8 protein-coding genes are annotated in these 13,232 nt (G+C 38.9%); 2 read left to right on the forward strand and 6 right to left on the reverse strand.

The annotated features are described in order from the left end of the window. Nucleotides 1-402: 402 nt before the first annotated feature. From H7254_RS04200 to H7254_RS04220, 5 genes are all read right to left on the reverse strand, one after another. Nucleotides 403-2,391: a dehydrogenase E1 component subunit alpha/beta gene (locus H7254_RS04200; RefSeq protein WP_301931794.1), complete on the reverse strand. Its 1,989-nt coding sequence runs from the start codon at nt 2,389-2,391 to the stop codon at nt 403-405. Nucleotides 2,392-2,636: 245 nt separating this feature from the next. Further along, the gene (locus tag H7254_RS04205; protein WP_301923495.1) at nt 2,637-3,005 is read right to left on the reverse strand and encodes a phage holin family protein; all 369 of its coding nucleotides are present in this window, start codon (nt 3,003-3,005) and stop codon (nt 2,637-2,639) included. A gap of 45 nt (nt 3,006-3,050) precedes the next feature. Beyond that, nucleotides 3,051-4,331 carry a pitrilysin family protein gene (locus H7254_RS04210; protein WP_301931795.1) on the reverse strand — a complete coding sequence of 427 codons (1,281 nt, stop codon included), beginning with the start codon at nt 4,329-4,331 and terminating at the stop codon, nt 3,051-3,053. A gap of 45 nt (nt 4,332-4,376) precedes the next feature. Continuing rightward, nucleotides 4,377-5,615, reverse strand: a complete 1,239-nt coding sequence (locus tag H7254_RS04215; protein WP_301931796.1) for a pitrilysin family protein — start codon at nt 5,613-5,615, stop codon at nt 4,377-4,379. A 35-nt stretch (nt 5,616-5,650) separates the two neighbouring features. After that, a complete protein-coding gene (locus tag H7254_RS04220) occupies nt 5,651-6,841 on the reverse strand; it encodes an aspartyl protease family protein (protein ID WP_301931797.1) in 1,191 nt (396 codons plus the stop codon). A 185-nt stretch (nt 6,842-7,026) separates the two neighbouring features. On the opposite strand from H7254_RS04220, the gene mqnC reads away from it, so the two are divergent. Both mqnC and lspA read left to right on the forward strand, forming a co-directional pair. Beyond that, the gene (mqnC, locus tag H7254_RS04225; protein ID WP_301931798.1) at nt 7,027-8,151 is read left to right on the forward strand and encodes a cyclic dehypoxanthinyl futalosine synthase; all 1,125 of its coding nucleotides are present in this window, start codon (nt 7,027-7,029) and stop codon (nt 8,149-8,151) included. A gap of 379 nt (nt 8,152-8,530) precedes the next feature. Further along, the gene (gene lspA / locus H7254_RS04230) at nt 8,531-9,040 is read left to right on the forward strand and encodes a signal peptidase II (protein ID WP_301931799.1); all 510 of its coding nucleotides are present in this window, start codon (nt 8,531-8,533) and stop codon (nt 9,038-9,040) included. A gap of 358 nt (nt 9,041-9,398) precedes the next feature. Here the strand turns inward: lspA and H7254_RS04235 are convergent, their stop codons facing one another. After that, the gene (locus H7254_RS04235; RefSeq protein ID WP_301931800.1) at nt 9,399-13,151 is read right to left on the reverse strand and encodes a DEAD/DEAH box helicase; all 3,753 of its coding nucleotides are present in this window, start codon (nt 13,149-13,151) and stop codon (nt 9,399-9,401) included. Nucleotides 13,152-13,232: the final 81 nt, after the last annotated feature.

Consider the following 13,232-nt stretch of genomic DNA (forward strand, 5'->3'; position numbering starts at 1 on the left):
AGCAAACAGTTATTGCCGATTGTTTGTAAGCTGGCTTATGCTCAGTCGTGGCATAACTTCTTGTATAGCTCAGATAACTTCGCCCCTTACGAGGTTTTCGCTACCCGTCTGTCAATGAGGACGAAACTAACTGCGAAAGAAACCGAGCCGAATAAATGAACAACCGGCATACATGAAACCTTACTTTTTTATACCTTTTTGTTATGGCAGTTACGATAAAACAAATGGATATGTTTAAGGTCTATTTTATCCCTTTTACCTGAGTGGATTAAGGATTACAAAAAAAATTCAATTCGGCATTGAGCTGGTTAGATGAAAGTGACGCCCGTTTATATCCTGATAGAGAGGTCTGCATTTCAGGCAGGGGCAATTTACGACGTATCGCTAAATTAATATACCCCGCTAATAATTCATCAACTTCTCCAAACATTCATGCAACCGGCTATAGGCCATAAAGTTTTTTTCCAGCTCAATATTAAAAGGTATCGGGCTGTCAATACTTGCACAACGCATGATGGGAGCATCAAGTAGTTCAAAACAATTTTCTGCAATCCAGGCCGCAATTTCGCCACCGATGCCACCGGTTAATGTATCCTCATGCAACAATAACACTTTACCTGTTGCCTTTACCGCTGTTTTGATGGCTTCATAATCCAGTGGTAATAAGGTACGCAGATCAAGAATATAAATTGAGATAGCTGGGTGATCTTTTGCGTATTGCGTGACCCAGTGTACGCCTGCACCATACGTAATAATGCTCAGGTCGGTGCCGGCTTGTACCAGCCTTGCCTTACCAATTTCAATTTCAAAATATTCTTCCGGCACCGGTCCGCTGATGCTTCGGTACAATGCTTTGTGCTCAAAAAATAATACCGGGTTGGGATCGTTGATGGCTGCAATTAGTAAGCCTTTGGCATCCATTGGGGTGGAAGGATACACTACTTTTAAACCGGGTGTATGTACAAACCATGCTTCGTTGCTCTGGCTATGAAAAGGACCTGCGCCTACCCCGCCGCCTGTTGGCATACGAATGACCACATCTGCATTTTGCCCCCATCGGTAATGAATTTTTGCCAGGTTATTGATGATCTGGTTAAAGCCCACCGCTGCAAAATCTGCAAACTGCATTTCCATCATGGCCTTATATCCTTCCATTGATAAACCGAGGGCAGCACCCACAATGGCACTTTCGCAAATGGGTGTGTTGCGCACTCTTTCTTTACCAAATTTTTCAACAAAGCCCTCCGTTATTTTAAAGGCACCGCCATATTCAGCAATGTCCTGTCCCATTAAAACAAGGGTATCATGTTGCTGCATGGATTGATAGAGGCCTTCTTTTATTCCATCTATAAAACGTTTTTCAGGATAGGCTTTGCCTGGGTGCGGTGTAAAGTAAACGGCTTTCTTTTTGGGGTATGCATAAATATCTTCCAGCTCTTCATCTGTATCGGGTACAATGGGTGCAGATTCGTAGCCGGTTTTTAATTCCGCTTCTATGTATTCCCTGCATTCATTGCGTATGTCGGCAATGGCCTGATCAGTCAATATATCCTGCTCCAGCAAATAGTTTTCATAATTTTTGATGGGATCTTTTTGTTGCCACAAATCGAATAAATGGGGCGGCACATATTTGGTGCCGCTGGCTTCTTCGTGCCCGCGCATTCTGAAGGTCATGCATTCAATTAAATAAGGCTTTTGATTGGTGATGCAATATTCCCTAATCCCTTTGATGGTATCGTATACTTCCAGGATATTGTTACCGTCTATCTGTATGCCTTCCATGCCGTAACCACGGGCTTTTTCTACCAGGCTAAAGCAGCGGTATTGTTCGCTTACCGGGGTACTTAAACCATAGCCATTGTTTTCAATGATAAAGATTACGGGAAGGTCCCATACAGCCGCAACATTCAGTGCTTCATGAAAGTCTCCTTCGCTGGTACCGCCGTCGCCGGTAAATGCCACAGAAACCTTATCGCTGCCACTAAGTTTATATGCCAATGAAACGCCGTCTGCAATAGCCATTTGCGGACCAAGATGAGATATCATGCCACAGATATGATGCTCCTTATTTCCAAAATGAAAACTTCTTTCCCTGCCTTTACTATAGCCATCTTTACTGCCCTGCCATTGTTTGAATAATTTATTCAGCGGCATTTTTCTCGCTGTAAAAACGCCCAGGTTACGATGTAATGGCATGATCCATTCATCGGGTTGTAATGCCATGGTAACGCCTACTGAAATGGCTTCCTGCCCGATGCCGCTGAACCATTTGGATATTTTCCCTTGCCGCAATAATACCAGCATTTTTTCTTCAATCATCCGCGGAAGCAACAGATTTTTATACAGGCCGGTAAGATCTTCGATGGAATAATTTTTTCTATGGAACTGCATAGCCGTTTGTTTATTTATTTATCTGGATGTGAAGTTAACGGATGTTGCATACAAATGCCGGATGTCGGTTTTTTACAACTTTGCCAAAGTTTAAAACTTTGGCAAAGTTTACAGGAGCAATGCTGCAAATAAAGAAAAGAGTTACAAATTGAAGGGAAGCACCCTGGAGCTGAAAGAGTAAAAGTGAGTGACACAACTATGCTGCACAACGCTATTTTTGCCAGGATAAAAATTAAGATAAAAAATTAAAACTGGTTGCTTTTTTTAGTATTTGGAAAGGCCCGTTTGTGTACAAAAGAGTTAAAAAAAGAAAGTACTACGCTGAATAAAAGGGCGTACCAAAAACCATCTACTTTAAAGCCGTGAACAAAATGTGCATCCAGTAAAATAATGCATGCATTTATAACGAATAAAAAAAGACCCAGGGTTAAAATTGTTGCGGGCAATGTTAATAAAATAAGCAGGGGTTTTACAATTGCATCCAGTACAGCCAACACCAGTGCTACAATAACAGCGGTAAAAATATTATTGTTTACAATCGCTATTCCAGGTAAGATTGCCGCCAGTATAAAAACGTTTACTGTGGTAATTAGAATTCTATATAAAAAGTTCATGATGCTTATCTTATCGTTTAAAGATAATGGTATTATTGATTAATTCTAAATTACAATCAATTCATAAAAGGCTTCGGGCTGCAAATATTTATTAGCCAGTTCCATCAACTCCTCGGCAGGGATGGTTTTGATCATTTTTATTGAATCATAAAAATATTGCTCATCTAAATTATTCAGGATGATATTTTTCCAGCGACCAATAATGTGAAAAGGCCCGTCCAGATCGCCTAGAATACTTCCGATGAGGTAATTGCGTACCAGTAACAGTTCTTCTTCATCTATCAGTTCTTCCCGCAGTATTTCCATTTCTTTATAAATTTCTGCTACGGTTGCTTCCGCAACATCTTTACCGGCTTCTGTACTGATCAGTAAAGCCGTAGTATCCTGAAAATGATTTTGTACATAACTGTGTATGCCATAAGTATAGCCTTTCTCTTCCCGGATATTGCTCATTAACCTGGAGCCAAAAAAACCGCCAAAAACGGTATTGAGTACCATCATTTTCATAAAATCGGGGTGATGGCGATTCGGGAAATCCCGGGCAATTCTGATAGCGCCCTGTACGCCGTCCGGATCGTTGGAAACCCGGTGTTTTTTTATTGTTATGGGTGCAATATTTTTTATTATAAGCTTACCACCTGGCTTTAAGGCGAGTGTACCAAATGCTGTATTTAAAAGTTCAAATAAACCGGCCGGCAATTTACCGGCTACAAAAATTACACAGTGGCCGTTTAAATAATATTGGTTAAAATGATCTTTTAATTGTTCCGTCGTCAATGCATCGTAATCGGCTGCTGCAATATATTTACCATAAGGATGATCTTCGCCAAATAGGTAAGCATCAATTAAACGGTTGGCAACAAAATCGCATTTTTGCAGGTTGACGGATAATTTTTGTTTGCTGTTTTGTTTGTAAATCGCCAGTTCATCTTCAGAAAAAATTGAATCAGCAATCATTTCTTTTATAACAGGCAGCAGTACCCCTGTATGTTTTGACAAGGTATGTAGTGTTACGGAAGCGGTTTCATGCCTGCAGGTTCTGTTACAATAAGCGCCATAATATTCAAAGGCCTCATTTAATTCAAAAGCAGTTTTTGTAGAGGTACCGTTTTTCAACATATAGCTGGTGGCTGCTGCTACCGCGTTATTTTTTTCAAAACTATTACCCGCATAAAAAACCATTTCCATTTGCAGTACATCCTGTTCACCGGCATCAATGGTATATACTTCAACACCATTGTTCAGCACCATTTTTTTATATGGTTTCAATTGAAGATCAAATTCTATGGCATCTTTTATATTGGGTGGCGTTGTTCTGTTCAGCATGTAATGTGTATACTTTTCATGTTCCTGAAAAAAGGAACCTGTTATTTAGTTATTGGAATAATAATACAATGTGTTGCAATTATTTTCATTAAAAATGATCTTGCTTTCATTCAGCAATTCTTCTGTTGTAACCGCCTGATATTTCTCCAATTCGGTATTGATCAGTTCTGCATCACCCAGCAATTCGTACATGGCCAGGTTGGTAGCACGGCTCATTACACTCATGTCTTCAAAAGCCAGCATGCTTTCTGTTTTGTTCTTTACTTTTTGTAATTCTTTTTCGGTAATGCCTTTTTGCTGCAGTATATAAATTTCTTCCATCAACGCTGCCTCGGCATCTTTCATTTGTACCCCTTTTACCAGTTTACCTTCTATGCTTAGCAAGCCTGCATCTGTACTGCCGGAATGAGAGCATTCAATATTACTGAACAACTGCTTTTCTTTTACCAATGCCTGAAATAAACGGGATGATCCACCGCCACTTAATATTTCTGTTATCAGGTCTGTAACGTAGTAACGGTCATCCAAGCGGGAGCAGATATGCCAGCATTTATACAATGCATCTATCGGCACATTGGCTTTTATTTCTGTAGCTCTGGGCGCTGTCTGGGGAAGCTCTACCGGCAGGTTGCGGTTATATTTTGTTCCCGAAGGAATAGGACCAAACCATTTTTCCGCTAACACTTTTACTGCATCCGCTGTAACATTGCCTGCCACCACCAATACCGCGTTTACAGGTGTATAGTGCTTATAAAAAAAGTCTTTTACATCCTGCAAGGTTGCATCTTCCACATGTTTTAATTCTTTGCCAATAGTCATCCACCGGTAAGGATGTTTGCTGTATGCCAGTTCCCGCATTTTATGCCACACATCGCCATAAGGTTTATTGATATAGTGTTCTTTAAATTCTTCGCATACTACTTTGCGCTGCACATCCAGACTTTTTGCATCAAAAGCCAGGCTCAACATACGGTCGCTTTCCAGCCAAAAAGCGGTTTCAATATTTTCGGCCGGTAACTGGCAATAATAATTGGTAAGGTCGTTGGTAGTAAAAGCATTGTTTTCGCCACCTGCCACCTGCAAAGGTTCATCATACGTGGGAATGTTGATGCTTCCGCCAAACATCAGGTGTTCAAACAAATGAGCAAACCCTGTTTTTTCGGGATTTTCGTCCTTTGCACCTACATCGTAAATAACATTTACAACTACCATGGGAGTGCTTGTATCGGGGTGTACCAGTACCCGCAGTCCGTTATCAAGGGTAAACTTCTCATATTGAATCATTAGGCAAAGTTAAGTACACTTGGTACAAATTTTTGCTATAAAATACTTTTTGGTTTAATAAAAAGTTGTTTCAATTCGCCGTTGCGGCGTATAATTATTTTTATTTTTTCTCTTTCCATTTGCAAAATATCTTTGTATTGCATTATATTGTTACTAAAATTATTATTCACGCCGACGATAATATCATCTTTTAAAATACCTGACTTTTCCGCAGGCGAACCGGGAATAATATTATCTACCAGGATATTTCCGTCAATAAAATAAGTAGCCATACCAGTATAGGAATAATCAAACTGGTCTGTAAAATGATTGTTGGGCTGCAAATGAATTTCGCTTTTGGGATAATTAATAATCAGGTTAAAGCGCCTTAATAAATCATTGCCCAATAACCCCCCCACATTGGGGTAAGATGTTACATTATAGTCATCGCTGTACAGATAAGTAGGTACATTCCTGAATTTATAACGGCCTACCTGTAGCATTTTTATTACCGTCATCCGCATTTGAATTTTGCCGCCCATTCCCTCTGCCTGTGTTAACAGTGGTTTCCGTTTAGACATCAGGATACCACTATCGTTGGCAAACCGGTCACTCATTAAAAAACAAAGTCCTGCACCGGTATCAAAATAAAAATTAAAATCTATTTTACGCTTGTCTTTAATGGAAAGATTTAGTATAGGTAAAGTAGTAAAAACGGGATGCAATGTACTGCCATATTTAGGATATTCCAGTTCTCCCGGGCTAAATACCTCTATCAATGAACTATCGAAATTTATTTTAACAATGTATCTTCTAAAAAAACTGTACCCGATAATACCGTCGATTTTTTCGCCGTAAACGCTGGTTAAAACTTCATAATCGTTTATATGAAAATTTAACCGTTCAATAGTTAATCCGGGCAAATGCAGGGTTTGATTAAACGCAAAACTAACTTTATGGCTGTCTCCCATGCCTGTAATTACGGTATCGGATGGAGTAAGTGCTATGTTTAACCTTACTGCTGTGGCCGAATCCAGCGAAATGCCGCCACTTCCTGTATCCAATACAAAATTGAGTGAGTCTTTTATATTGTTGATGCAGGCTTTTACCACCATTACCCCACCACTAAATTGAGTGAACGGAAACCTGGTAACATATTTTGCCTTAGAAATTGGTGTCAGCAATTCCTGTGCTTGACAATTAATAGTAAAAATTACAGGAATCAGTAAACAAAAGAATTTCAACATTCAAAAAATATTTACCAATAATAAGGTATTGGTGAAGTTCATAAATTGGTATTTCCAGGCAACTTGCAGTCAGTATCAATTTGGCGTATTGTACCAGTGATCACAGGGAAGCATGATTATTTTGCCTGTATCTAAATATACAACCTAATGGGCGTAATTTTGTTTCTTATTATTCAAAAGATTTTATGGAATTAAACGAGTTATATCAAAAAGCGCTCAATTTTGAGTTTTTAACGGTTACCGAAGGTGTGTATTTATTTGAAAATGCTCCATTGACTGAATTGATGTTTATAGCCAACGAGTTAAGAATAAAGCAGGTACCGCATGGTAAAGTAACCTGGATTATTGATAGAAATGTAAATACTACGAATGTATGTATTGCCAATTGCAAGTTTTGTAATTTTTACCGCATCCCCGGTCATCGCGACGCCTATATAACAGATATTGAAACCTATAAAAGGAAAATTGATGAAACCATCCGCTATGGCGGCGAACAGTTATTGTTGCAGGGTGGTCATCATCCCGACCTTGGTTTAAGTTATTATGTTCAGCTTTTTAAAGAATTAAAAAGCTTGTATCCCCATCTTAAGTTACACACGCTTGGACCACCTGAAGTTGCCCACATTACAAAACTGGAAAAAAGTACACACCGTGAAGTACTGGTAGCGCTGAAAGAAGCCGGCCTTGATAGTTTACCCGGACCAGGGGCAGAAATACTAACGGACAGGGTTAGGCGCCTGATCAGTAAAGGGAAATGTGGCAGCCAGGAATGGCTTGACATTATGCATGAAGCGCACAAACTAAATATTACCACCAGCGCTACTATGATGTTTGGTCATGTAGAAACCATTGCCGAACGTTTTGAACACCTGGTAAAGTTGAGGGAAGTACAGAGCCGAAAACCCGAAAATGCGAAGGGTTTTATTGCCTTTATTCCGTGGACATTTCAGGATGTGGATACACTATTGGCTAAAATTAGAGGAGTTCATAATTTAACCACGGCAGAAGAATATATCCGCATGATTGCTATGAGCCGCATTATGTTACCCAACGTAAAAAACATACAAGCCAGCTGGCTTACCGTGGGGAAAAAAACCGCCCAGATATGTTTAAACGCCGGTGCCAATGATTTTGGCAGCATCATGATTGAAGAGAACGTAGTAAGCGCTGCCGGCGCCCCACATCGCTTTACCAGTATGGGTATACAGGAAGCAATAAGGGAAGCAGGGTTTGAACCACAGTTACGCAATCAGCAATATGAATTCAGAAAAATGCCTGTGGTGATGGAAGAACAGGTTATTGACTATTGATAACTATCACACCGCACAATAAAAATTATTACTGACTATTTTGTTACTGTAAAATGATAGCGCCGTTTTAAAATGATTGGTATTGTAGCCGGTATTTTTTTTTGGTACTGCGGACTACAGGCAACAGTTAAAATATTTTTTAATAGTAAAAATTAATGAGTGTATCCATGGTACACTTTTTTTTACGTTTTATTTATTTTGCTGAAGTAGCTAAAAAATAAAAAATGTGGGTTGGCGCCGCAATATTACTAATGCAGCCTTTATATCGTTGAATACCTTTATAATTATTTAGGCAATTAAAAGATGAACTGGGTTGTTGTGAGAAACTTTGCACTCATCTTCATAAAACAAAATTGACTGATCTCTTATATAATATCGAATGAATAAGAAGGTTAAAATATTACTCTTTTGCATCACCTGCTTTGCCTTTATCAGTTGCGACAGAATAACAAAAGACATAGCCAAAGAACACCTGAAAAATAAGGAAACGTTTTCTTATTTACATGATACGGTAAGACTGGAATATGTTGAAAATACAGGTGCGGCATTAAGTCTTGGTGATAACCTTTCCGTAAAAACCAGCTTTTGGCTGCTGAGCATTTTACCGCTGATTTTTTTGTTGGTTCTTTTTGTCTACACCTTAAAAAACGCTCAAAAAATGAACACCATGAAAGTTTTTTTCCTTGCGCTTTTATTTTCGGGCGGGATCGGAAATATTATTGATAGAATTTTATTTGACCGGCATGTAACCGACTTTATGAACGTAGGTTTTGAAAATATAAGAACAGGCGTTTTTAATGTTGCAGATATTTGCGTAACCGCCGGAGCCATTGGCCTTTTATTGTTCTATAAAAATCAACGGGAAAAGGAAACTGTTTCTGTATTGTAAAATAAAACCAACGAATAAAGGTACCAGCCAAGTTGATTTTTTATTTTAGGCCTGAATTTTTATAAAAAGTGTTATTAACAAGCTGTGGATAAACTTCGGAAAATACTACTCCGAAAATTACGAAGAACCACTCTTGATCAGTTTCGTGAAGTTTTTTAGCTTTACATCTTAACATCTAATAATATGAAAAATCCCAACCAACTCCAGTCCTGCCAAATGCCTTTTATTGTAAAATTTTTTTGCAATGCGATTAAAAGTGTTTTCACTTCAGAATCAAAAACTGAATTTTCAAGGCTAAAAAACTTCATTGCCTCCTGATAAAACTAATTTTATTACTGGATAGAGATTGTCATTTTGCTTAGCTGAACAAATACTCCACATCTGCCTTACTAAGTGCTTTTACAAAATTAACATCATCAGAAATCAGTTCGCTTGCCAGTTTGCGTTTGCGCTCCTGCAACTGCAGAATTTTATCCTCGATTGTATCGATACAAATCATTCGGTAGGCAAAAATATTTTTAGTTTGCCCTATGCGGTGTGTACGGTCAATCGCCTGTTGTTCTACCGCCGGATTCCACCACGGATCAACAATGTACACATAGTCCGCAGCCGTTAAGTTTAAGCCCACACCGCCCGCTTTTAAAGAAATAAGGAATACCCTGCAGGTATCATTGTTCTGGAAGTTATCAATTGCTTTTTGCCGGTCGGTAATACTGGTACTGCCATCAAAATATTCATACGGAATGCCTTGTTCTGTCAGCTTTTCCCTTATCAATGCCAGCATTCCCAAAAACTGCGAAAATACGAGGGCTTTATGTTCGCCGATATTTTCAAAAATCTCTCTTGTCAATTCATCGAGCTTGATAGAATGGTTTGGATACTTGTCTTCCTCATTCAAAATAGCCGGGCTATCGCATATCTGGCGCAATTTCATCAGCCCCTGCAAAATGGTGAGCTGAGATTTGTCGATGCCCTGCTGATCAATAACCCCCATTATTTTATCGCGGTAACTGTTCCGGTAAGCATCATAAATTTTACGCTGCTCTTTTTCCATTTCACAAAAAAGTATAGTTTCTGTTTTTTCGGGCAGGTCTTTAGCAACCTGCTCTTTGGTACGTCTTAAAATAAAAGGATATAATAATTTGCGCAGGTGGTCCTTTTGCTCCTGCTCACCGAATTTATCAATGGGTGTGGCAAATTCATTGCGGAAAAAATCCATACTGCCCAGTAAGCCGGGGTTTAGAAAATTCATCTGGGCAAAAATATCAAACGTATTGTTTTGAAGCGGCGTACCACTCATGCACAAACGGTTTTTAGCAGTTAACAGGCAGGCGGCTTTAGTAACTTTTGATGAAGGGTTTTTAATGGCCTGGCTTTCATCCAGCACCACATAATCAAACAAAATTTTCATCAGTGTTTGTATATCGCTCCTTAAGGTACCATATGTAGTAATCACTACATTTACTTTTTGTAATTCTGCTGCATCCCTGGTACGCATACTGCCATGATGAATACGCCAGGTTAGTTCAGGTGTGAATTTTTTTATTTCATTCTCCCAGTTATAGATCAGCGTGGTAGGGCAAATCACTATTGCTTTTAAACCCGCTTCCTGGGTTTTATAATGTTGCAGCATGGTGAGCGCCTGTACTGTTTTACCCAGCCCCATGTCATCTGCTAATATGCCCCCCCAGCCCACTTCATTTAAATAATTGAGCCATTGGTAACCCGCAGTTTGATAAGGCCTTAAAACAGCTTGTAATTCAACAGGAGCTGGTATTTCAGGAATTTGCTTGTACTCTCTTAACCGTTGAAATTTTTCATCAAGGGCAAAACTTAATTCCGTGGCGTCCCTGTTTTCATACAATTCATCAATCACACTCATGTGGTATTTTGATAAACGGAGCTTATCATTTTTACCATCGCCCACTTTAAACAACAACGAATATCTTTTCAGCCATTCATCCGGTAAAATACCCAGCGTGCCATCGGCAAGTTGTACAAAAGATTGCCTGGCGGCCAATGCTTTTTTAATATCGTTGATACCTATCCGCTGGCCTTCAAAATCAATTTCAACTTTTGCATCAAACCAATCCAGCCCGCTGCTAACATGAATGTGCGTAGATGGCCTGGCAGTATTAAACCGGAAATTTCTGAGCGCCTCAAAACCAAATACCGGCACTTTAGATTCCTTCATGGCATCTACAAATAAAAAGAACCAGTTATTACGTAAAACATCGGCTCCTTTTAAAATCAGGCTATTGCCTTCCTGCGGCTGAATAAACTGAGAATGCAGCGAAGACAATGTATCTGTAAAACGTTGTTCTGCTTCCTTATTGCGGTGAACAATTAATATCTTATCCCCGTCGGGGATGGTAATGGTTTCTTTATCACTGGGGCGGGTTTCAAATCCCTGATAAGTAAAAATGGGTTGAAAAACCAGGTATTCCCCTTTTTCCTGCAACATCAGCTTTACTTCCGGCTCGCCACTCCTAATTTCTTTCACCAGCGATTTGTCAAACTCAACCTTATACTCTTTTGTTAAAGGCATAATGGTCTTTTGCATTTGAGCCGCCCAATTTTCTTTACTGAGTTTGATATTACCGTTCTTTATAAATTTTTCTGCCTGCAATACATCCTCTGCCTTTTGCCACAGGTAAAAAATATGGTTGTATAAAAACAACAGGCTGTTATTGCATTCATTTCCGGTAACAGGCTGGGCTGCTCCGTTAATATTAAAACGACACTGTAATTCAAAATAATCTTCTTTGGCAACTATCTTAAATTGCGGTTCTATAAAACGGTCGCTTAATGCTACTTCAAGCAGATTATCTGTTTTAAAAGCTTTGTTTTGTGGCAGATAATAAACAAAAGGATTGTCCCGTTGCTCTTCAAATAATTTCTTCAGTTTTGGCTGAAGATATTCTGTTATCAGCAACTTTGTTTCTTCCGGAAATTCGTCCCCGTCGGTTTGTATAATATTTTCCCAAATGCCGCTGAAAGGCGAGTTTCTATTGAGGTATTTATTTATTTCCGCAGCCTGTAGTTTTCTAATTTGCTGCAATAGCATTTTATCTTCTTCAGTAAACAATTCGGTATTTACATATTTTGTAAGATCCAGTTTTTCAATCTTACCCAATAGTTTTTTATTGTCATCATCTGCTTCTCCCTGTACGGCATCTACTAAAAACCCCGGATAGGTGGTAGTATTAAAATTAAAGATTAGACCCAGTTTTTTTACAGGAACCTCAATAGTTGCCACTTCCGGCTGTACCCTGGGCGCTTCATGCATATACGATGGCCTTTCAACCGGTGCAACAGCAGCCACTCTTTTTATATTGGTATCTAATACTTTTAAAAATGGTTTACCGTCTTTATAAACAAATTCAAATTTTCCGTTCAGGTCATCGGTTAAATTGTAGCCATATATCTGTAGTAATTTATTTTTTTCTTTGTCCCAGTTACGGATGGAATCAAAATAATACGGTCCATAGGTTTGCAACAGTTGTAAAAATAAAATGATTTTATGTACACAAAGTGGGTGTGCTGTTTCATCACATTTACAGGAAGTATCAAAATTACGCTCGTCATTTTTTTGAATTACCAACGGATAAGTCTGTCCTTCATAATCCAGTTCTGCTTCTATGCGTTCGTTGGCGGCTACAATAATTTTTGCCTTATTAGTTAAAACACTTGTTTCGGCGGCTTCCAGAATTTCGGGAGATGACAATACCCTGATAACCTTTAGCTCAATGTTTTTCATTTTTGCTACAGTATGCAACTGGCTATATTGCAGGTTGGATGAACCTAATAAATTTTTATCTATCAGTTCCTGTAATTTAAAAAGTGCCGCTACTTCATGGCGGCAGATATCGCCTAAATTATACGGGCAACCACACCTGAGAGAGAGAGCCTGAGGATCGTTGTATTTTTCTACAGCCACTTTATAAAAAGTACTGTAGGTATCATCTTTTACCCTAAACACAATACTATTCATCAATTCATCATGCTCCACCATTTCAACATACCCAATGGCATGAATTTTTTTTCCACGTCGTATCACTTCGTCTGATCCGGTATTGTAAACGTATTTAATAAGATGTGAAAGGGCCATACAATTTTTTTGATTACCAGCCTGTATTTTTTGAACGCATTTTTAAACCCTGCCACAACCGGTTTACTGAAAGCGCTGTAT

The organism is Ferruginibacter sp., from assembly GCF_014377975.1.
GTDB lineage: Bacteria > Bacteroidota > Bacteroidia > Chitinophagales > Chitinophagaceae > Ferruginibacter.